The 20,986-nt window shown below is 71.2% G+C and carries 22 protein-coding genes; 8 read left to right on the forward strand and 14 right to left on the reverse strand.

The window, feature by feature from the left end; genetic code table 11:
• Positions 1–71 precede the first annotated feature (71 nt).
• From I7X39_RS14360 to I7X39_RS14380, 5 genes are all read left to right on the forward strand, one after another.
• Entirely contained in the window at positions 72–2,252 is a 2,181-nt protein-coding gene (locus I7X39_RS14360; protein WP_198111854.1) for a cyanophycin synthetase, read from the forward strand.
• A gap of 13 nt (positions 2,253–2,265) precedes the next feature.
• Positions 2,266–4,836: a cyanophycin synthetase gene (gene cphA / locus I7X39_RS14365; protein WP_198111855.1), complete on the forward strand. Its 2,571-nt coding sequence runs from the start codon at positions 2,266–2,268 to the stop codon at positions 4,834–4,836.
• Between the two features lie 10 nt (positions 4,837–4,846).
• Entirely contained in the window at positions 4,847–5,542 is a 696-nt protein-coding gene (locus I7X39_RS14370; protein WP_198111856.1) for a helix-turn-helix transcriptional regulator, read from the forward strand.
• A 61-nt stretch (positions 5,543–5,603) separates the two neighbouring features.
• Positions 5,604–5,981 (forward strand): VOC family protein, encoded by a 378-nt coding sequence (locus tag I7X39_RS14375; RefSeq protein WP_198111857.1) that lies wholly within the window; start codon positions 5,604–5,606, stop codon positions 5,979–5,981.
• Between the two features lie 9 nt (positions 5,982–5,990).
• The gene (locus tag I7X39_RS14380; protein WP_198111858.1) at positions 5,991–6,764 is read left to right on the forward strand and encodes a class I SAM-dependent methyltransferase; all 774 of its coding nucleotides are present in this window, start codon (positions 5,991–5,993) and stop codon (positions 6,762–6,764) included.
• Between the two features lie 9 nt (positions 6,765–6,773).
• Here I7X39_RS14380 and I7X39_RS14385 read toward each other — a convergent pair whose 3' ends face one another.
• A complete protein-coding gene (locus I7X39_RS14385) occupies positions 6,774–6,980 on the reverse strand; it encodes a hypothetical protein (RefSeq protein ID WP_198111859.1) in 207 nt (68 codons plus the stop codon).
• A gap of 372 nt (positions 6,981–7,352) precedes the next feature.
• Here I7X39_RS14385 and I7X39_RS14390 point away from each other — a divergent pair, with 372 nt between their 5' ends.
• Entirely contained in the window at positions 7,353–7,631 is a 279-nt protein-coding gene (locus I7X39_RS14390) for a hypothetical protein (RefSeq protein WP_198111860.1), read from the forward strand.
• A 202-nt stretch (positions 7,632–7,833) separates the two neighbouring features.
• On the forward strand, positions 7,834–7,998 hold the full coding sequence (locus I7X39_RS14395) for a hypothetical protein (RefSeq protein WP_198111861.1): 165 nt from the start codon (positions 7,834–7,836) through the stop codon (positions 7,996–7,998).
• A gap of 97 nt (positions 7,999–8,095) precedes the next feature.
• Here I7X39_RS14395 and I7X39_RS14400 read toward each other — a convergent pair whose 3' ends face one another.
• From I7X39_RS14400 to I7X39_RS14415, 4 genes are all read right to left on the reverse strand, one after another.
• Positions 8,096–8,875 carry an ABC transporter ATP-binding protein gene (locus I7X39_RS14400; RefSeq protein ID WP_232351958.1) on the reverse strand — a complete coding sequence of 260 codons (780 nt, stop codon included), beginning with the start codon at positions 8,873–8,875 and terminating at the stop codon, positions 8,096–8,098.
• Positions 8,868–9,749, reverse strand: a complete 882-nt coding sequence (gene ntrB, locus I7X39_RS14405) for a nitrate ABC transporter permease (RefSeq protein WP_198111862.1) — start codon at positions 9,747–9,749, stop codon at positions 8,868–8,870. The genes I7X39_RS14400 and ntrB overlap by 8 nt, the downstream gene beginning before the upstream one ends.
• An 11-nt stretch (positions 9,750–9,760) precedes the next feature.
• Positions 9,761–10,993: a CmpA/NrtA family ABC transporter substrate-binding protein gene (locus I7X39_RS14410; RefSeq protein ID WP_198111863.1), complete on the reverse strand. Its 1,233-nt coding sequence runs from the start codon at positions 10,991–10,993 to the stop codon at positions 9,761–9,763.
• A 269-nt stretch (positions 10,994–11,262) separates the two neighbouring features.
• Positions 11,263–11,904 (reverse strand): glutathione S-transferase family protein, encoded by a 642-nt coding sequence (locus I7X39_RS14415; protein ID WP_198111864.1) that lies wholly within the window; start codon positions 11,902–11,904, stop codon positions 11,263–11,265.
• A 73-nt stretch (positions 11,905–11,977) separates the two neighbouring features.
• Here I7X39_RS14415 and I7X39_RS14420 point away from each other — a divergent pair, with 73 nt between their 5' ends.
• Entirely contained in the window at positions 11,978–12,910 is a 933-nt protein-coding gene (locus tag I7X39_RS14420) for a LysR substrate-binding domain-containing protein (RefSeq protein WP_198111865.1), read from the forward strand.
• 195 nt (positions 12,911–13,105) lie between these two features.
• Here I7X39_RS14420 and I7X39_RS14425 read toward each other — a convergent pair whose 3' ends face one another.
• From I7X39_RS14425 to I7X39_RS14465, 9 genes are all read right to left on the reverse strand, one after another.
• Positions 13,106–13,699: an ANTAR domain-containing response regulator gene (locus tag I7X39_RS14425; protein WP_198111866.1), complete on the reverse strand. Its 594-nt coding sequence runs from the start codon at positions 13,697–13,699 to the stop codon at positions 13,106–13,108.
• A 48-nt stretch (positions 13,700–13,747) separates the two neighbouring features.
• Positions 13,748–14,992: a c-type cytochrome gene (locus I7X39_RS14430; RefSeq protein WP_198111867.1), complete on the reverse strand. Its 1,245-nt coding sequence runs from the start codon at positions 14,990–14,992 to the stop codon at positions 13,748–13,750.
• Positions 14,989–15,690 carry a c-type cytochrome gene (locus I7X39_RS14435; RefSeq protein ID WP_375140791.1) on the reverse strand — a complete coding sequence of 234 codons (702 nt, stop codon included), beginning with the start codon at positions 15,688–15,690 and terminating at the stop codon, positions 14,989–14,991. Before I7X39_RS14435 ends, I7X39_RS14430 begins: the two co-directional genes overlap by 4 nt.
• A gap of 26 nt (positions 15,691–15,716) precedes the next feature.
• Complete coding sequence (locus I7X39_RS14440; protein WP_198111868.1) at positions 15,717–16,136, reverse strand: GNAT family N-acetyltransferase; 420 nt, start codon at positions 16,134–16,136, stop codon at positions 15,717–15,719.
• A 71-nt stretch (positions 16,137–16,207) separates the two neighbouring features.
• On the reverse strand, positions 16,208–16,906 hold the full coding sequence (locus I7X39_RS14445) for a hypothetical protein (protein WP_198111869.1): 699 nt from the start codon (positions 16,904–16,906) through the stop codon (positions 16,208–16,210).
• Between the two features lie 12 nt (positions 16,907–16,918).
• On the reverse strand, positions 16,919–17,491 hold the full coding sequence (locus I7X39_RS14450) for a dihydrofolate reductase family protein (RefSeq protein WP_198111870.1): 573 nt from the start codon (positions 17,489–17,491) through the stop codon (positions 16,919–16,921).
• On the reverse strand, positions 17,491–18,303 hold the full coding sequence (locus I7X39_RS14455; protein WP_198111871.1) for an SDR family oxidoreductase: 813 nt from the start codon (positions 18,301–18,303) through the stop codon (positions 17,491–17,493). The genes I7X39_RS14450 and I7X39_RS14455 overlap by 1 nt, the downstream gene beginning before the upstream one ends.
• An 18-nt stretch (positions 18,304–18,321) precedes the next feature.
• Positions 18,322–19,776: a Kelch repeat-containing protein gene (locus I7X39_RS14460; protein WP_198111872.1), complete on the reverse strand. Its 1,455-nt coding sequence runs from the start codon at positions 19,774–19,776 to the stop codon at positions 18,322–18,324.
• An 85-nt stretch (positions 19,777–19,861) separates the two neighbouring features.
• Positions 19,862–20,986: aminotransferase-like domain-containing protein (locus I7X39_RS14465; protein WP_198111873.1), on the reverse strand; the 1,125-nt coding region annotated here is incomplete at its 5' end.

Here is a 20,986-nt window from a genome sequence, read left to right on the forward strand (position 1 = left end):
TGTGCGTGAGCCGCCCTTCGTAACAGTCCAGAGCAGAATCCAGCCCCATCGGCGTCGAAACGGTCCCGTCCATGAGCAAAAAGAACGACATCCAGCTGCTGCGCATCAACTACCTGCGTGGCCCGAACATTTGGACCTACCGCAGCTGCCTGGAAGTGTGGCTGGACCTGGGTGAACTGGAAGACCACCCCAGCCACCAGCTGCCCGGCCTGAACGAGCGCCTGTGCAGCTGGCTGCCCAACCTGGTGGAACACCACTGCGGCGTGGGCGAGCGCGGCGGCTTCCTGCAGCGCCTGCAGGAAGGCACCTGGTGCGGCCATGTGCTGGAGCATGTGGTGATCGAACTGCTGAACCTGGCCGGCATGCCCACGGGCTTTGGCCAAACGCGCTCGACCTCCCAGCGCGGCGTCTACCGCATGGTGTTCCGCGCCCGCGACGAGCAGGTGGCGCGCGCTGCCTTGCGGGAAGGCCATGCGCTCTTGATGGCCGCCATCAACGACGAGCGCTTTGATGTGCAGGCCGCCGTGGCGCGCCTGCGCGACACGATTGACGACTGCTACCTCGGCCCCAGCACCGCGGCCATCGTGGCGGCCGCCACCGAGCGCCGCATCCCGCACATCCGCCTGAACGACGGCAACCTGGTGCAGCTGGGCCATGGCGCCAAGCAGCGCCGCATCTGGACGGCCGAGACCGACCGGACCTCGGCCATCGCCGAGGGCATCGCCCGCGACAAGGACCTCACCAAGACCCTGCTGCAGGCCGTGGGGGTGCCCGTGCCGCATGGCGTGGTGGCTAAGAGTGCCGAGGCGGCCTGGGAGGCCGCGCAGGACCTGGGCCTGCCGGTCGTGGTGAAGCCCAGCGACGGCAACCATGGCCGAGGCGTTACCCTGGACCTGAAGACGGAGCAGGACGTGCACGCCGCCTTCGCGCTGGCCGAGACCGAGGGCTCGGAAGTGCTGGTGGAGCGCTGCATTCCTGGCAACGAGCACCGCCTGCTGGTGGTGGGCGGCAAGGTGGTGGCCGCCGCGCGCGGCGAATCGGCCTGGATCCATGGCGACGGCAAGCACAGCGTGCAGCAGCTGATCGACCAGCAGATCAACACCGATCCGCGCCGCGGCCTGACGGAGGACTTCCCGCTCAACCGCGTCACCCCCGAGGAAGACCCGGTGGTGCTGCTGGAGTTGCAGCGCCAGAACCTCAGCCCCAGCTCGGTGCCCGCCCATGGCCAGCGCGTACTCATCCAGCGCAACGGCAATGTGGCCATCGACTGCACGGCCGAGGTGCACCCCGAGGTGGCCCATGCCGTGGGCTTGGCGGCCCGCACCGTCGGCCTGGACATCGCCGGCATCGATCTGGTGTGCGAGGACATCGGCAAGCCCCTGCAGGAGCAGGGCGGCGCCATCGTCGAGGTGAACGCCGGCCCCGGCCTGCTGATGCACCTGAAGCCCGCCGAGGGCGTGCCCCAGCCCGTCGGCCAGGCCATCGTGGACCACCTCTTCGCCGAGGACGAGAGCGGGCGCATTCCCATCGTCGGCGTCACCGGCACGAACAGCCCGAACGGCACCACCCCGATTGCGCGCCTGGTGGCTTGGCTGCTGCACCTGCACGGCAAGCAGGTGGGCCTGGCCTGCCACGCCGGACTGTTCCTCGGCCCGCGCCAGGTGGAGAAGCAGGTCAAGCGGCCCTTTGACGCCGCGCACCGCCTGCTGATGAACCGCCGCGTGGACGCCGTGGTGGCCGAGAACGACGCCAGCTCGATCCTGAACGATGGTTTGGCCTACGACCGCTGCCTGGTCGGTGTCGTCACCGATCTGAACCTGAACGACCAGCTGCACCACCACGATGTGCGCGAGCAGGCCCAGCTCTTCAAGGTGCTGCGCACCCAGGTGGACGTGGTGCTGCCCGAGGGCGCGGCGGTGCTGAACGCCGAAGACGAACAGGTGGCCAGCATGGCCGAGCTGTGCGACGGCGAGGTGATCTTCTACAGCTGCAACGAGCAGGCCGCCCCGCTGGTGGCCCACCGCCACGGCGAAGGCCGCGCGGTGGTGCTGCGCACCGGCCAGGCCTGGCTGCTGGGCCCGGAGGGCGAGGTGGTCGGCGCCAACGTCGATTCCCTGCTGCGCCGCTACGCCGCGGCGGGCCTGAGCTGCGAGGCGCCGGCCGTGCTGGCCGCGGTGGCCAGTGCCTGGGCACTCGGCATTTCGCCCGAGCTGATTGCCGCCGGCCTCGAAACCTTCATCCCCGCAGCCTGACCCGAGAGACAACATGGAAATCTCCCGCATCCGCGCCCTGCGTGGCCCGAACATCTGGAGCCGCCACATCGCCATCGAGGCGGTGGTGGTGTGCACCCCGGCCGAGTGCGACATCAACGACCTGCCCGGTTTCGAAGCCCGGCTGCGCGCCCTCTTCCCCGGCGTGGGCCCGCTGCACAGCCCGCAGAAGGAACCCGTGAGCCTGGCCCATGTGCTGGAGCAGGCCACGCTGGCCCTGCAGGCCCAGGCGGGCTGCCCGGTCACCTTCAGCCACACCCACCGCACGCCCACGCCCGGGCACTTCCAGGTGGTGGTGGAGTACAGCGAGGAAGACGTGGGCCGCCTGGCCTGCGACGAAGCCATCAAGCTGATGCAAGCCGCGCTGGAAGGCCGCGAGGACTGGGATGACGAGGCCGTCATCAAGGCCCTGCGCGAAATGGACGAAGACGTGCGCCTGGGCCCTTCCACCGGCAGCATCGTCAACGCCGCCGTGGCGCGCGGCGTGCCCTATCGCCGGCTGACGCAAGGCAGCCTGGTGCAGTTCGGCTGGGGCCACAAGCAGCGCCGCATCTGGGCCGCGGAGGTGGATGCCACCAGCGCTGTGAGCGAGTCCATTGCGCAGGACAAGGACCTGAGCAAGCGCCTGCTGCAGAGCGCCGGCGTGCCGGTGCCGCATGGCCGCCCGGTGGACAGCGTGGAAGACGGCTGGGCCGCCGCGCAGGAGATCGGCCTGCCGGTGGTGGTGAAGCCGCAGGACGGCAATCAGGGCAAGGGCGTGACCGTCAACGTCAGCACCCGCGAGGGCTTCGAGGCCGCCTACAAGGCCGCCGAAGAGATCGGCGAGGTGATGGTGGAGAAATTCCTGCCCGGCTCCGACTACCGCCTGCTGGTGGTCGGCAACCAGCTGGTGGCCGCGGCGCGGCGCGACCCGCCGCAGGTCAGCGGCGACGGCGTGCACACCGTGCGCGAGCTGGTGGCCAAGGTCAACGAGGACCCGCGCCGGGGCGACGGCCACGCCACCTCGCTGACCAAGATCCGCCTGGACGACATCGCCATCACCCGCCTGGCGTTGCAGGGCCTGACGCCCGATGCGGTGCCCGAGAAGGGCCAGCGCGTGATCCTGCGCAACAACGCCAACCTCAGCACCGGCGGCAGTGCGACGGACGTGACGGACGACGTGCACCCCGAGGTGGCGCAGCGCGCCATCGCGGCGGCCCAGATCGTCGGCCTGCATGTCTGCGGGGTCGATGTGGTGGCCGAGACCGTGATGCGGCCGCTCGAAGAAGTGAACGGCGGCATCGTCGAGGTGAACGCCGCGCCGGGCCTGCGCATGCACCTCTCGCCCTCTTACGGCAAGGGGCGCAATGTGGGCAAGGCGGTGATCCAGAGCATCTACGGCTCGGACAAGAACGAGGACGGCCGCATCCCGGTCGTCGCCGTCACCGGCACGAACGGCAAGACGACCACGGCGCGCCTGATCACGCACCTGTTTGCCACCAGCGGCATGACGACGGGCATGACGAACACCGACGGCGTCTATGTGGACGGCCGTCAGATCGACAGCGGCGATTGCTCCGGCCCGAAGAGCGCGCGCAATGTGCTGATGCACCCCGATGTGGAGGCCGCGGTGTTCGAGTGCGCGCGCGGCGGCATCCTGCGCGAGGGTCTCGGCTTCGACCGCTGCCAGGTCGCCGTTGTCACCAATGTAGGCGCTGGCGATCATCTGGGCATGAACTACCTGGAGACGGTGGAGGACATCGCCCGCCTCAAGTCCGTGGTGGTGCAGAACGTCGCCCCCAGCGGCTACGCGGTGCTGAACGCGGCCGACCCGCTGGTGGCTGCGATGGCCCCGCAATGCCCCGGCCAGATCATCTACTTCTGCGCCGATCGCCACCTGCCGCTGATGGCCACGCACCGGGCACAAGGCCGGCGCTGCGTGTTCGTGGACGAAGGCGCGGTGGTGGCCAGCGACGGCGCCTGGCGCGAATCGATTCCGCTGCGCGACATCCCCATCACGCGCGGTGGCCTGCTCGGCTTCCAGGTGGAGAACGTCATGGCCGCCGTCGCCGCCGCCTGGGGCGCCGGCCTGGCCTGGGACGCGATCCGCCGCGGCCTGGCCAGCTTCAACAGCGATGGCGACAATGCCCCGGGTCGCTTCAACGTGATGGAGTACCGCGGCGCCACCGTGATTGCCGACTACGGCCACAACCCGGACGCCATGCGCGCCCTGGTGGCCGCCGTGGATGCCCTGCCGGCCAAGAAGCGCTCGGTGGTCATCAGCGGCGCCGGCGACCGGCGCGACCAGGACATCACGGAACAGACCCAGATCCTGGGCGCGGCGTTCGACCAGGTCGTGCTGTACCAGGACGCCTGCCAGCGCGGCCGCGAGGACGGCGAGGTGCTGGCCCTGCTGCGCAAGGGCTTGGAGGGCGCCGCCCGCACGCGCCAGGTGGATGAGATCCGCGGCGAGTTCGTTGCCATCGACCACGCGCTCTCCAGCCTGGACGAGGGCGATCTCTGCCTGGTGCTGGTGGACCAGGTCGAGGAAGCGCTGGCGCATCTGCGCCGCCGCTGCAGCGAGTAAGTTCGTCCCCATGAGCAGGGCCGAGCGCCTGCTGGCCCTGCTGGAACGGTTACGCCGCCACCGCCGGCCGGTACGCGGCGAGCAACTGGCAGGTGAGCTCGGCATCAGCCTGCGCACCCTGTACCGCGACATCGCCGCGCTGCAGGCGCAGGGCGCCACGATCGAGGGCGAGGCGGGGGTGGGCTACCTGCTGCGCCCCGGCCACAGCCTGCCGCCGCTGATGTTCGGCGTCGAGGAGATCGAGGCCCTGGCGCTGGGGGCCCGCTGGGTGGCCCAGCGCAGTGCCGACCCAGCCCTGGGCGAGGCCGCCCGCCAGGCTCTGGCGCGCATCCGCGCCGCGCTGCCCGCCGCGCTGCGGCACGAACTGGACCACAACCCCCTGCTGGTGCCCCCCGTCGAGCAGACCCGCAGTGACCCGCGCTGGCCTGGCCTGCTGCGTCAGGCCCTGCGCCAGCAGCGCCGCATCTGCGTGGGCTACCGCGATGCCCAGGGCCGCTTCAGCGAGCGCGTGCTCTGGCCCTTCGCCCTGGGCTTTTTCGAGCAGGCGCGCGTGCTCTCGGCCTGGTGCGAGCTGCGTCAGGACTACCGCCACTTCCGTCTGGACCGCCTGCAGACCCTGGAGCTGCTGGACAGCAGCTACGCGCGGCCGCGCCAGGCCCTGCTGGCCGAATGGCGCGCCCGCGAAGGCATCCCGCCGCTGGAATGACTGCTGACAGGATCTGACAGTGCCACGCCCGAGCATGGCGGCTTTTCAACCGGAGCCCTTCATGCAAGCCCTGATCCCCAACTGCCTGATTCTTTACGTCGCCAGCGTCGCGCACAGCGTCGAGTTCTACCGCCACCTGCTGGGCGCCGCCCCGCTTGAGCACCACCCGGGTTTCGCCAGCTTCCAGCTCGGCGAGCGCATGGTGCTGGGCCTGTGGGCCCGGGCAGACGTGCTGCCGGTGGCAGAGGCCGCGCCGGGCGCCGCCGAACTGGTCATCCAGTGCGCCAGCCCGGCCGAGGTGGATGCCCGCCACGCCGCCTGGTTGGCCACGGGCTGGCCCGATCTGCAAGCCCCCATGGCGATGGACTTCGGCTACACCGCCACCACGGCCGACCCGGACGGGCACCGGGTGCGGGTGTTCTGCCCAACGGCCTCCTAATATGCCGGCATGAACCTGCAGGCCGCCTTTGACGCACCGCTGACCCAGCTCTTTGCCGCCAAGGTGGCCGATTACCAGGCGGCCCGGCCCGACTACCCGGCGGGCCTGTTCGACTGGCTCGCCGGCCAGTTGCCGAGCCACCTCAGGGTGCTTGACCTGGGCGCTGGCACCGGCCTCTTCACCCAAAGCCTGCTGGCGCGGGGCTGGGAGGTGCTGGCGGTAGAGCCCAACGCGGCCATGCGCGCCGCCTGCGATGCGCGCCTGGGCGCCTACCCGCGCTACCGAAGTGCGGCCGGCCAAGCCGAGGCCCTGCCGGCGGACGCTGCCGACTTCGACCTCATCACCGCCGCGCAGGCTTTCCACTGGTTTGACGTAGAGCCGGCACGCCAGGAATTCGCGCGCGTGTTGCGCCCAGGGGGGCGGGTGGCTTTGGTGTGGAACGATCGCGTGGCGGAATCTGCCTTGAACCGCGAACTGGACGCCTTGCTGGCCGAGTTCGGCGGCAGCGGCCGGGCCGCGCAGACGGCGGACGACGATCGCGCCCGCGCCCTTGAATTTCTGGGCGCCGGCCTGCAGCAATGGACGGGTCCGCACAGCCACAGCCTGGACCTGGCGGGCCTGCAGGCCTTGGTGTTTTCGCGCTCTTACATGCCGGCGCGCGACAGCGCGGCTGGGCAGGCGCTGATGCCTCTTCTGGCGGCGCTATTCAGCCGCCATGCCGCGAACGGGCGCGTGGAGCTGCCCTACCGAACCGTCTGCCTGTTGGGGAGCCTGCGCGCCTGAGCCTTGGGCTCAGACGTGTCGCCAGGCCTCGCTACGCACATTGAAGTCCTGCTCTGCCACGCTGCGGGCCTCGGCTTCGCTGCGATGCCAGGTGTCGCCACTGAGCTCACCGTCCTCGGATCGGTAGCTGAGCACATAACCGTCCTGGTCGGGGTTCAGGCACAACTCAAAGCGCACGGGCCGCCCGCCCTGCACCGCCTGAGCAGGCCAGGTCAACCAACCTTGCTCCTGGCTTCCCGTCACCCAGACTTCGGCCTGAGTGTTCTGACTGCGCTTGTCCGCGCCAAGCGGAGCCTGCGGGCGCGCTTGGGCCCGCGCGACCGACGTCATTCTTCTTCCCATTGTTGACACCTTGAGGCTGCCACTCTTTGTTACAGATGGCAGTGTCATGCCACAAAGTCTTTCCGGCCTCAGTCGGACGAAGGAGGAGCGGCCGCAGGTGCGACAAATCACCGCCGGCAGCGCAGCCCACAACGCTGGACGTCGATTCAGGGCCCGAAATCAGCAGGTCGTCGCAAGCCACTCGTGTCGATTAGGGCAATCCCGCACAGTTCAGCCATCGCAACGCTGAACCCCAAGGAGCCCACCATGAGCCGCACCACTTCCCGCCTCGCCGATGTCCTGACCTTCGTCACGATGGCCGGCCTGACCTTCGCCAGCGCCGCCGCCCTCGCCACCTACGCCCCGGCCCCGCTGCATGAAGAGCTGCATGCGGTGACGGTGCTGCCGCCGGTGGAAGTGGTGGTGCCGCGTGCCCACCAGGTGGTGCACCAGCTGCCCACCGTGGTGATCACCGCCAAGCGGGCGGAGCAGGCCGAACGCGTGGCCGCCGCAAATTGCGCGCCTTCAGGTACAGCGGTCTGCTGATCCCCGCAGCGTTCCGCGATACCTCAAACAGCCCGGCACCGCCGGGCTGTTTGCTTTCAGCCCGGCGTCGCCGGGCTTTCACCTCTGAGCGGCGCAACGAGCCATTCGCCCGCCGCAAACCGCAGTTCGTCGCAGCCGGCTCGCGCCGCGCCGGCCGGCAGCGCACAGTCCAGTCATCGCTTCTCTCACCGGAGACCCCACCATGAACCTGCGCCTGCCGCCCCTGCTGAGTGATCTGCTGGCCGCACTGGCCTTGGTGGGTCTGGCCTTTGTCGGTGCCAGCTTGCTCAGCAAGCAGACCGAGACGAACCCCACCAAGCCCAATGCCTTGCTGATCGCCAAGAGCAGCCAGAGCACCAAGACCTGAAGGCGGCCCGGGGCGCGCACTCGAGCCGCGCGCCCACCGGGGTCCTCCCGCCTGCAGCGCAAAGCCCGGCCCCACCGGGCTTTGTCCTTTCAGGGCCTCAGGCGGCCGCCTTGTGGCGGGTGTAGAGAAAGTCGATCACCGCCTTGCGCGCCTGCATGTAGCGGGCATCCTCGGCCAGGGCCACGCGGTCGCGCGGGCGCGGCAGGTCCACGCTCAGCACCTCGCCGATCGTCGCCGCCGGCCCGTTGGTCATCATGACGATGCGGTCCGACAGCAGCACCGCCTCGTCGACATCGTGCGTGACCATCACCACGGTGGAGCCGGTGCGGGCCACGATGGCGAGCAACTCGTCCTGCAGCTTGGCGCGCGTCAGCGCGTCCAGCGCGCCGAAGGGCTCGTCCATCAGCAGCACCTTGGGCTCCATGGCCAGGGCACGGGCAATGCCCACCCGCTGCTTCATGCCGCCGCTGATCTCCGCAGGGCGTTTGCCCGCGGCGTGTGCCATGCCCACCAGCTCCAGCGCGGCCTGGGTGCGCTCGCGCAGCTGGCTGCGGCTTTCGCGCTTGCCGAACACGGTTTCCACCGCCAGCAGCACGTTCTCGAAGCAGCTCAGCCAGGGCAGCAGCGAGTGGTTCTGGAACACCACCGCGCGCTCGGGGCCGGGGCGATCGATCTCGCGCTTGTCGCAGATCAGCGCCCCGCTCGTGGGCTTGAGCAGGCCGGCGATCAGGTTGAGCAGCGTGCTCTTGCCGCAGCCGCTGTGGCCGATCAGGCTCATGAATTCGCCACGGCGGATGTTCAGGCTCACGTCCTGCAGCGCATGGAAGCGCCCGCGGTTCGTGTCGAACACCATGTCCACGTGTTGGATCTCAATCATGGGAAACCTTTCGGGCGAGCAGGAGCAGCAGCTGTTCGAGCAGCAGGCCCACAAAGCCGATGACGAAGATGGCGATCAGGATGTGGGCGACGTTGAGGTTGTTCCACTCGTCCCAGACCCAGAAGCCGATGCCCACGCCGCCGGTCAGCATCTCGGCCGCGACGATCACCAGCCAGGCGGTGCCCACGCTCAGGCGCACCCCCGTCAGCAGATAGGGCAGCACAGCGGGGAAGAGGATGCGCGTGATGAGCTTCCACTCGGAGAGGTTCAGCACGCGGGCGACGTTCAGGTAGTCCTGCGGCACGCGCTGCACGCCCTGGGCGGTGTTGAGGATCATGGGCCAGATGGAGCAGATGAAGATGGTCCAGATGGCTGCCGGGTTGGCGCTCTTGAACACCAGCAGGCCGATGGGCAGCCAGGCCAGCGGCGAGACCGGGCGCAGCAAGCTCACCAGGGGGTTCAGCATGGCCGCCAGGAAGCTGAAGCGGCCGATCAGGAAGCCCAGCGGAATGCCCACCAGCGCCGCCAGGCCAAAGCCCAGGCCCACGCGCTGCAGGCTGTTCAGGATGTTCCAACCAATGCCCTGGTCATTCGGCCCGTTGCGGTAGAAGGGGTCGGCGAACAGCTGCGCGGCGGCATCGAAGGTGGCCGAGGGTGTGGGAAAGGGGCCACCCTTTTGGGTGAGCAGCGCCCACACGCCCACCAGCAGGGCCAGGCCCAGCAGGGGGGCGAAGACGGGCAGCAGCGCGCGGCGCAGCCAGGGCGCGCGCGCCGTGCGGGGCGCCTTGGGCGCCCGTGCGGGTGCGGCAGGCATGACGGGAGTCGGCGCGGCAGGCGCGATGGCCTCGGCCTGGTGGAAGACGGCGGCAACCATGGCGTTCTCCTTCAGACCTTGAGGGCAAAGCTGTCGGCGTACTTGGCCGGGTCCTTGCCGTCCCAGCTCACGCCGTCGATCAGCTTGCTGGTGCGGAAGTCGCTCTTGGGCACCGAGATCTTGAGCTGCGCGGCGGCCTGCTTGTAGAGCTCGGTCTGGTTCACCTGCTTGGCCACGGCCAGGTAGTCGGGGTGGCTCTTCAGCAGGCCCCAGCGCTTGTGCTGGGTCAGGAACCACATGCCGTCGCTGAGGTAGGGGTAGTTGACGGCGCCGTCGTCGAAGAACTTCATGTGGCGCGGGTCGTCCCAGGTCTTGCCCAGGCCGTTCTGGTAGCGGCCCAGGATGCGCTGGTTGATGGCATCGACGCTGGTGTTGACGTAGGCCTTCTCGGCAATCGTCTCCGCCATCTTGTTCTTGTTGATGAGACCGGCGTCGATCCAGCGGCCGGCCTCCAGCACCGCCATCACCACCGCGCGGGCGGTGTTGGGGTACTTCTTGACGAACTCGGCCGTGGTGCCCAGCACCTTCTCGGGGTGCTCGGGCCAGACCTCCTGGGTGGTGGAGGCGGTGATGCCGATGCCGTCGATGATGGCGCGGTGGTTCCAGGGCTCGCCCACGCAGAAGCCGTCCATATTGCCGACGCGCATGTTCGCCACCATCTGCGGCGGCGGCACGGTGATGACTTTGGCGTCCTTCAGCGGGTGCACGCCATGCGCGGCCAGCCAGTAGTACAGCCACATGGCGTGGGTGCCGGTGGGAAAGGTCTGCGCGAAGGTGTACTCGCGCTTGTCCTTGGCCATCAACTTGGCCAGGCCGGCGCCATCCACCGCGCCCTGCTCGGCCAGCTTCTTCGACAGGGTCAGGGCCTGGCCATTGCGGTTCAGCGTCATCAGCACCGCCATGTCCTTCTTGGGCCCGCCCACGCCGAGGTGCACGCCGTACATCAGGCCGTAGAGCACATGGGCGCAGTCCAGTTCGCCGTTGACCAGCTTGTCGCGCACGCCGGCCCAACTGGCTTCCTTGGTCGGCACGATCTTGATGCCGTACTTCTTGTCGAAGCCCAGCACCGAGGCCATCACCACCGACGCGCAGTCGGTCAGCGGAATGAAGCCGATGCGCACCTCTTCCTTCTCGGGCTTGTCCGAGCCGGCGGCCCAGGCGCGCGGCAGCACGCTGCTGGCGGCGGCGGCGGCGCCGGCGCCCAACAGGCTGCGGCGGGAGGTGTTCAGGGGGTCATCGCTCATCGGTGGCTCCAAGGCAAAAAAAGAGGGCGTCACAGCCAACCTCTGCCCGCCTCAGGAGACCAATCCAGGCGGCCAGCTGTCAGCTGGACGCCCTTGTCCAACACAGCTTAGGAATGCCGGGGCCTTGCGGTCCCTTGATTCCTGCCACCCGCCCCGTTGCGGGTGACGTCCTGTCTATTGCAGGAGCCGTGCCAGCTTTTTTGCCGGGGCGCTGCCCCAGGCTGTGGCCTGCGGGGGCCGGGGACGCGCCAGCTTGGTGCGGCGCTGCCTCAGAGTGGGGCCGGCGTGAGGCTTTCGAGCCCTTCACGCGCCAGCGCGCGCTGCACCGCCGGCAGTTCGGCGGCCGCCGCCAGCAGGGCCTGCAGGCGCGGGCCGATGGGCACGCCCAGGCGCAGGGCCCAACGGGCGAAGGGCAGGACGGCGAAGTCGCCAATGCCCGGCTGCGCGCCGCCCACCCAGCCTTGGGGCGGCAGGCGCGCGTCCAGCTCCTCGAACAGGCCCGGCAGCTGGGCCCGGGCCACCTGCTCCAGGTGCTTCCAGACCTCGGGCTCGGTGGCGAAGCGTTCGCCGCGCCACAGGTGCGCAAAGGCGATGTGCAGCGTGCTGCTGAGCCAGGCCAGCAGGCCCAGCACGCGCGCCTGTGCCAAGGGCTCGTCCGGCAGCAACCGGGCCGCGGGCGCGCGCTGCGCCACATAGACCAGCAGGGCCGGCAGCTCGGTCAACGACTCGCCGCCCACCCACAGCGCCGGCACGCGGGCCTGCGGGTGGATCTGGCGGTAGGCCGGGTCCAGGTGCTCGCCCTGCGCAATGCGCTTGCACACCGGCTCGAAGGCCAGGCCGGACTGCTCCAGCGCCACATGCAGGGCCAGCGAGCAGGCGCCGGGCGAATAGAAAAATTGCAGGGTTTCCATGCCCGCCATGCTGCCGCCACCCAGGACAACATGGGATGCAGGCCCCTGATCAACCCATCTGAAAATCTGACGCATGGAGACCCCCAGCCTGCAGCGCCTGCCGCTCAACGCCCTGCGCGTGTTCGCGGCGGTGGCGCGCACGCAATCGATGGCGGCCGCGGCCGAGGCCCTGCATGTCAGTCCCTCGGCGGTGTCGATGCAGATCAAGACCCTGAGCGAGCACCTGGGCGGCGTGGCCCTGCTGCGCCGCGAGGGGCGTGGGCTGGTGCTCACCGCCGCAGGTGCGCAGCTGCTGCCCGGCGTGCTGCAGGGCCTGGCCCTGCTGGAGCGTGCCTGCGCGCAGAGCCGGCGCCGCGCCGGGCCTGCCGGGGCGCTGACGATCTCGGTGCTGCCCAGCTTCTTGCAGCAATGGCTGATGCCGCGCCTGCCCGATCTGGAGGCGCGTCACCCGGAACTGGAGCTGCACCTGCACAGCGGCCGCGAGCCGGTGGATCTGGCGGCGCGCGGCATGGCGGCGGCCATCCGCATGGGGCCGGGGCGCTGGCGCGGCTGCCGCGCCCAGCTGCTGATGCAGGAAGCGCTGCTGCCCGTGGCCGCGCCGCAGCTGGCGCCGCGCCTGTGGCTGCGGGCGGGCGAATTGCCGGCACGCCAGCCGCCGGCCCTGTTGCATTGCTCCACCGTGCCTTGGTCGCTCTGGAGCCCGCAAGTGCCGGCGGGCTCCGGGGCCCTGGCGGTGGACGACCTGATGAGCGTGCTGGCGGCCGCCCTGGAAGGGCGCGGCCTGGCCCTGGTGCGGCTCAGCCTGGTGAGCGAGCTGCTGCGCCAAGGCCGCCTGCGCGCCGTGGGGGCACCGATCCCCAACCCTTGGGCGCTGTGGTGGGTGACGCCGCGTGACGGCGACCCGGCGCGGCGGGAGCCGTTGCGCCGTCTGCACGCCTGGCTGAAGGAGCAGGTGGCCGCGTGGCAGGCCGGCCTGCCCCCGGAATGGCGCATGCCTGCACCGTGATGGGTCAACCCTGCGCCGGCTTGGTGCTCAGCCGCGAGAGGATGAGAGGCTGAGAGGGATCGGGCGTGCCCGAACGGGCCGCCAGAAGTGGCGCAATCAAGGCGCAAAGCGCAGCTGTCGCTCGGGCTACAACGAGCACTTGCAACGCCGAGTGCGGCGCTTCTGAGGGCCAGGGCGGGCATGAACGATTTCCACTCACCCTCTTAGCAATTCGGCCGCGGCAATGACGCGTTCGGCCACCTTGGCGAGGCTTTCGCCACGGTCCATGGCCAGCTTGCGCAGGCGCTTGTAGGCGGCGTCCTCGCTCAGGCCCTGCTCCTGCATCAAGAGGCCCTTGGCGCGCTCGATCTGCTTGCGCGTGGCCAGCTCCAGCTGGGCGGCACTCAGCTCTTCGCGCAGGCTGCGGTCCTGCGCAAAGCGCTCCTGCGCCACCGCCAGCACGGCAGCCAGGCGCTCGGGCTGCAGCTCGGGCACGCCATAGGCGCTCACGCCAGCGCGAAGCGCGGCGCGGATGGTCTGCGAGGCGGCATCGTCGGCCAGCATCACCACCGGGCGCGGCGCGCGCTCCAGCATCAGGGCCAGGTGCTCCAGCGTGTCGCGGCTGGGGGATTCGGCGTCCACGATCACCACATCGGGCCGCAGTTCCTCCACCGCGGCCTGGATGCGCGTGGCCTCGTCCAGCACGCCCACCACCTGGTGGCCCTGCAGGATCAATGCCTCGGCGACCAGGCGCACGCGGTGTGCGCCGTCGTCGATCAGCAGCACGCGCAGGGCGGCGGCAGGGGGCATGGGAGTGGCCATGTCCCCACAGTGCAAGCACCGTGCCAGTGGCCCGATTCAGGGGGTCTGCAGCACCTGCAGTTCGCTCACCCCGCCCGCGCCCTGCCCCCAGCGCAGGCGCACATGGGTGGCCACGGCGGCGATCTCGGCTTCACTCAGCACATGGCCGAAGGGCGGCATGCCGAAGGGGCGCGGGTTGGGGGCGGTGGAGGCGCCGAAGCCACCCTGGCGAATGGCCTTGACGAGGTTGGCGGGGCTGGGCAGGGCGAGGGTGCGGTTGTCGGCCAGCGGCGGGTAGAGGCCCTGGCCGTCGCCCTGCTCGCCATGGCAGACGGCGCAGTGCTGGGTGTAGAGCCGCGCGCCCAGGCTGGCGCGGCCGGCCTGCTGGGCGGGTTGCCGGTCGGGCAGGCCCTCCACCGCTGCGGGCTCGGGCAGGCTGCCCAGGTAGGCGGCCATGGCCTGCAGATCGGCCTCACTCAGGTACTGGGTGCTGTGCAGCACCACCTCGGCCATCGGCCCCAGGGCGGCGCCGCGAACGGACTGGCCGCTGCGCAGCAGGCCGGGCAGCTCGGCGGCTTCACGCGCGCCGCCCAGGGCTGGGGCGTACCAGCCGCTCACCGGCATCAGGCCGCCGCCCAGCGCCGCGTCGGCCAGGCTGCCGCCCAGCGCGTTGCGCGGCGCGTGGCAGCTGGCGCAGTGGCCCAGGCCCTGCACCAGGTAGGCGCCACGGTTCCAGGCCGCATCCCGCGCGGGCTCGGCGAGAAACTCACCGGGCCGGAAATGCAGCGCGCGCCACACGGCCAGGGCCCAGGGCTGGTTGTAGGGAAAGCGCAGTGCGTGCGGCGGGCGCTCGCGCTCCTGCGCCGGCAGGCTTTGCAGGAAGGCAAACAGTGCGTCGCTGTCGGCCCGGCTGACCTTGGTGAAGGCCGTATAGGGGAAGGCAGGGTTGAGCAGCCGGCCGTCGCGCCCGCGACCGTGGTGCAGGGCCTGCCAGAAGTCTTCGGCGCTCCAGCCGCCCAGGCCGGTGCGCGGCGCGGGCGTGAGGTTGCCCGCAAAGACGGTGCCAAAGGGCGTCTCGATGCCGCGCCCGCCCGTGTAGAGCTGGCCGCCGCGCGCCGTGTGGCAGGCCACGCAATTGCCGGCGCGGGCCAGGTAGGCGCCGCGCTCGATCAGGGCCGGTGTGCTGGAGAGGGCTTGGGCCAGAGCAGAGGCCGGGCTGCGGTTCATCCACGCCACCCAAGCGGCAAACATCACGAGCCCCAGCAGCAGCAGGGCCAGGCTTCGTCGCAAGGCGCGCTTCATGGCGCGGCTCCGCAGGGCTCGGGCAGGGGCGCCGGGGCTTCGGGCTGCAGGCCGGGGGGCACCGGCTGGTGGGCGATCCAGCGCGTCACGGCGGCCACGTCCTCGGGGCTCAGGCGGCGTGCCAGCTCGGCCATGCAATCGGGGTCCTGGGCGCGGCGCTGGCCCACGCGCCAGGCACCCAGCTGGCCAAGCAGGTAGTCCGGCGGCAGGCCCAGCAGGCCCGGGATGCCGGGCAGGCGCCCGCCCAGGCCCGCCCCGTGACAGGCCGCGCAGGCGGGCAGGCCGCGCGCCTTGTCGCCCTGGCGCACCAGCTGCTCACCGCGGCGCAGCTGCGCCGGGCTGGCCGCCGGCCGGGCCGGCGGGGGATAGGGCAAGTCCAGCGTCGCGAAGTAGGCGGCGATCTCGCGCAGGTAGGCGTCGCTGAGCGGCGCCATCAGGCCGGCCATCACCGCGTTGGGGCGGCGGCCATCCCGGAAAGCGAGCAGCTGCTGGTAGAGGTAATCGGCCGGCTTGCCCGCCAAGCGCGGGTGGTAGCCCTGGGGCGTGGCACGGCCCTCGGCGCCGTGGCAGACGGTGCAGGCCTGCAGGCGCTGGGCCAGGGTGTCTTGGGGAGCGGGGGCGGCGGGCGCCGGGGCGCCAGCCAGGGCCAGCAGCAACAGGCCGGCGCACCGCAGGGCGGCAAACAGGGTCATCGACATGACCGCCATGCTGCCTGGGATTTCCGTCAACGCGGCACCGAAGCGTCTCCAACGGAGGCGCAACGCCGGCGCATCTCCGCTTCGTACGGTTCAAAGCCCAAGCCTCGGTAGATGCCTCGTCCGGCCGCGGAGGCGCCGAGGTTGAACTCACGCACACCCCGTGCCTCGCAGTCCGCCAAGACAGCCTGCAGGAGCTGCCGCGCGATGCCCTTGCCACGATGCGACTCGGTGGTGAAGACGTTCACGATGCGGGCCATGACCCCACCAGGATTCGCCCGTGTCGGCCCCCAGTCCAACAACACCGCGCCAGCGCCGCCCAGCACCGTCTCGCCCTCCACAGCGAACCAGCCCAGGTAGGTCCCCGAGAAGATGCGAGGACCGACCCACGCCGCGTAAAGCGGGCGGCGCTCGGCGTCGGCATCGAGATGGCAGCCGTGCGCGGCCACCTGGCCTGCATCACCGGGGCCTACCGGTCGAAGGGTCCACGAGGAAGTTCGCATCGGCATCATTCGATCGTTCAGCGCTCACTCCCGGGCTCCCACAGCAGGGCCAGGGCGGTTGCCGCCTCGGTGACGGCCGGGGCGCTGGCGCGGTCGGGGCGCCACAGGCGCGGGGTGCCACCCACCAGGTCCAGCGCGCCGACCACGCGGCCCTCCACGCGCATGACGTAACCCAGCGGGCGCTGGCTGGGCAGCGTGCTGCCCTCGTATTGATGGACCGAGCTGATTTGCAATCGCAGCTGGCCCTGCTGGTACTCGCCCTCGCGCTGATCCAGGGTGGCGCGCACGCGGCGTTCGCTCAGGCTCAGCTGGGCACGGCCGCCCTCACCGGCTTCCCCACCATCCCATTCACACCGCAACTGGAAGGGGCGCAGCTCCACCGCCAGCACGCCGGCCTGCAGCTCATGGCGGCGCGCCGTGCAACTGGCGCGGCGCGGGCCGCTGGCGCGCTGCCACTCAAAGCGCAGCGGGGCGCTGCCGAACTCGAGCGCGCGGTCGAACAGCTGCCAGGTGGAGGACTCGCGCTCGTAGCGCAGCGGCGCACCGTCCAGCTTGAACTCGCCGCGTCGGCCCGCGCCCACTGGGCCCAGGGTTTCGGCACCCGACGCGCTCAGCTCAGGCGGCAGTTGCATGCGCGCTTCGCGCACCAGGCCACTGCAGGCGCTCAGCAGCACGCAAGCGGTGGCTGCGGTGGCCAGGGAAAGGATTCGTGTCATCGTCGGTTCTCTTCAGTGGCCGCCCGCAACGGGGTCGTTGAGGGCCGCGTTGACGCGGTAGCGAAGCTGCACGAAGCCGCAATCGGAGTAGGGCGTGGCCGCTTCCAGCTGCAGGCCCACATCGGCCGGCAGCGCGCCCCAGAGCGAGCGGCCCTGGCCCAGCAGCACCGGGATCACGGTGAGCGTCAAGCTGTCCAGCAGGCCCTCGCGCAGCGCGCTGTGCACCAGCTGGCCGCCGTCCAGATAGACCTGGCGCACGCCCTGCCCGCCCAAGTTCTGCAGCAGCGCAGCCAGGGGTTCGGTGCTTTGCTGCAGCGGCTTGCCGGGCAGCAGTTGCAGGGGCGTGCGGGAGCAGACCCAGACCGGCTTGTCGCCATAGGGCCAGGGGTCGAAGCCCTGCACCGCCTCGTAGCTGCCGCGGCCCATCACCAGGGCGTCCATGCGGGCGAAGAACTCGGCATAGCCGAAGTCCTCACCCGCGGGGGCCTGGGCATGGCGTTGCAGCAGCCAGTCCAGGCCCCCATCGGGCCGGGCGATGAAGCCGTCGAGCGAGGCCGCGAGAAAGGCATGGGCACGGGCGCGCATCAGGCCTCCTCCGCCGCTTGCGGGGTGACCACGGCGCCGGCCAGGATGCCGCCGTCCACATGCAACTCGGTGCCGGTCATGTAGGCGCTTTCGTCGCTGGCCAGCAGCAGGGCCACGGCGGCCACCTCCTCGGGCGTGCCGAAGCGGCGCAGCGGGCAGTCGGCCGTGAAGGCGGCCATGCGCGCGGCGCGCTCGGGGCCTTCGCCCAGCATGGGCTCCCACATGGGCGTGAGGATGGCCGCCGGGTGGATGCTGTTGCAGCGGATCGGCAGCCCCTGCTGCGCACAGTACAGCGCCACGCTCTTGGTGTGGTTGCGCACCGCGGCCTTGCTGGCGGCGTAGGCGGCCGCCATGGGAATGCCCACCAGGCCAGAGCGCGAGCTGATGTTGATGATGGACGCCGCGCGGCTGTGGCGCATGGCGCGGATGCCGTGCTTGCAGCCGAGGAACACGCCGTCGGAGTTGACCGCGTGCACGGCGCGCCAGTCGTCCAGCGTGGCGTGCTCGGGGTCGTGCGCGGCGCCCTGCTCCAAGCCGCTGATGCCGGCGTTGTTCACCAACACGTCCAGGCGGCCGGCGGCGGCCAGCACCTGGTCCATGGCGTGCTGCCAGTCGGCTTCCTGGCGCACGTCCAGCGTCAGCGCCGCGGCGCCCAGGCGCTGTGCGCAGGCCAGGGCGCCGGGGCCGTCGAGGTCGCTCACCCAGACCCGTGCGCCCTCGCGCACAAAGGCCTCGGCAATCGCCGCCCCGATGCCGCGCGCTGCTCCTGTGATCAACGCCACCTTGTTGTGCAGTCTTGTGTGCGCGGCCATGCTTCTCCTCCAGGATCGTTACTCGTAGATCTGCACGGTAGCGTTGAACTGGCCCTGCAGACTTTCGCCACCCACCACCAGCACGCGGCCGCTGCGCAGGCGCGTCACGCTGTGGCCGGCGCGCTCGCCGGCCAGGTCGGCGAGGGCCTGCCCACCCTGCGCGGGGTCGTAGCGCTCGGCGCTCCAGGCATGGCTGTTCGCCGCCGTTTGCCCGCCGAATAGCAGCACCTGGCCGCTGGGCAGCATGGCGCCACGCACCTGGCTGCGCGGCTGGCGCAGCGGCGGCAGCTCGGCGAAGTGGCCGCTGGCGGGGTCAAAGCGCAGCACGCTGGCGCTGGGTTGGGGGTTCTCGCCCCCCAGCTCACCGCCCAGGATCAGCACGCGGCCATCCGGCCCCATCAGCGCGGCATGCTGGCTGCGCAGCGGCAGGCCGCTCTCCACCGGGGTGAAGCGCTCGGTGGCGGGGTCGAACAGCTCGGCCAGCGGGGCCGCGGGGTTGTCGCTGTGGCCACCGACGATGAGGATCTTGCCGTTGGCCAGCACCGTCATGGTGTGGCCGGTGCGCGCGCTGTGCAGGCCGGTGGCAAGGCGGCGGAAGCTGCGCGTGGCCGGCTCCCAGATCTCGGCCGTGGCGCTGATGGCCGGCGCGCTGCCGCCGTATGACACCACACCGCCGGCCACCAGCACGCGGCCGCCGGGCAGCGGCGCGGCCGCGTGGTCGGTGCGCGGCGTGCTCATCGTGCCGGCCGGCTGGCTCTGGCCCGTGCGCTCGTCCAGCAGCTCGGCGGCGCGCCAGTCGGCCCCGCTCAGGAAGCCGCCGGTGATGAGGATCTGGCCCTGCGGGAGCCGCGTGGCCACCGGCGCGGCGCGTCCACTGAGCAACTGGCCAAAGGGCAGGATGGAGCCGCTCTGCGGGTCGTAGCGGTCCACCCGGTCGCTCAGGGCGCCACCGCCGCGGGAGCCGCCGATGAGCAGCACGCTGCCATCGTCGGCCAGCAGCGCGGCGTGTTGGGAGAGATGCAGCGGCTGCGGCAGATTCACATAGCGGTCACGAAATCGCACCGGCACACGCAGCACGGCTTCGGCGTCCTGCCGACCCGCGCTGCCCACCACCAGACGGAACTCGCGCTCGCGATCCAAAGGCCCGACACGCAGGCTCTGGCCGGACTGCAGCGCACTGCCCTCAGGGTCCAGGCGGCCGTACTGGCCCTCGAACTCGGCTTTCAGCAGCACGGAGCCGCCCACAAACACCTCGCTGCGATCGGCCTGGAAGCTGAGCACGCGTGGTGCGGGGTTGCCGGGCGGGGGGTTGGTAGGAGGCGGGTTGGTGGGGGGCGGCTGGTTCGGCTCGGGGGCCGGGCTGCCGGCGCCTCCGCCGCCACAGGCACTCAGGGCGGCGGCCACCAGCAGGGCGCAGGCAGGGCCGCGCAGGCGTCGGAAGGGCATGGGCATGCCTGGGATGGGGAGTGACATGGGCCGTCTTTCGGGGTGCGTTGAACGAATGGCCGCCACTGTGCGCACCCCGGCGTGACCGCGGCGTGACGGGCCGCGCAGCCGCCTAGACCCAGGCCTGCGCCAGCCGCGCCACCGCCGCGCGCAGCTGCGCCTCGGTGCTGGCCCCGAAGCCCAGCACCAGGCCGGCGCGCTCCCCCGGTTGGCCGCAGGCGCGCAGCAGCTCCTGGATGCCACCCAGCGTCAGCCCGGCCGCGCGCGCCTGTTCCAGCAGCCGGGCTTCCTCGGCCGGGCTGGCCAGCGGCAGGTATACGTTCAGGCCCGATGCTGGCGCCTGCAAGGGCCAGCGCGGCCCGAAGGCGCGCGCCCAGGCCTGCAGCAAGGCCTGGCGGCGCTGCGCGGCGGCGCGGCGGCAGCGGCGCAAATGGCGCGCCAGCAGACCCAGTTCGATGAAGTCGGCCAGCACCTCCTGCTCGAAGTGCGGCGGCTGGCGGTCCAGCGCGGCACGCACGCGCTGCAGCAGCGGCACCAGGGCCGGCGGCAGCACCAGATAACCCAGGCGCAGGCCAGGCAGCAGCAGCTTGGAGAAGCTGCCCACATAGATGCAGCGACCCTCGCGGTCCAGGCTGCTCAGGGCCGGCAGCGGCGGGCCGTCGAAACGGTACTCGCCGGCGTAGTCGTCCTCCACCAGCCAGGCCCGCTGGCGCTGCGCCCACTCCAGCAGCGCCAGGCGGCGCTCCAGGTCCATGCAGGCACCGGTGGGCCACTGGTGCGAGGGCGTGACGACGGCCATTCGGCAGCCCGGGCCCAGGGCCTGCAGAGCGGCTGGGCGCAGGCCCCGCCCGTCCACCGGCACGCCCACCGGGCGCGCGCCGCCCAGCTGCAGCGCGGCCCAGCTGGCGTGGTAACCCGGGGCCTCAACCGCCACCGGCTCACCCGGCCCGGGCAAGGCCAGCCCCAGCAAGGCAAAGGCCTGCTGCGCGCCGCTGGAGATCAGCACCTGTTCGGCGCTGCAGCGCAGGCCGCGGGCGTGGCGCAGCCAGGCCGCCAGCGCGGCCCGCAGACGCGGCTCGCCCTCGGCCGGGCCGTAGCCCAGCGGCAGCTCGCCGCGCTCGCAGCGGCGCCACAGGCGGCGCTGCAGGCGCGCCCAGTCCGCACCAGGGAACAGGTCCTGCGGCGGCAGGCCCATGGCAAAGGGGCGCAGCGCGGCCTGGCTGCGGCGCGGCGGCGG

Source organism: Inhella proteolytica, from assembly GCF_016093275.1.
GTDB classification, from domain to species: Bacteria; Pseudomonadota; Gammaproteobacteria; order Burkholderiales; family Burkholderiaceae_C; genus Inhella; species Inhella proteolytica.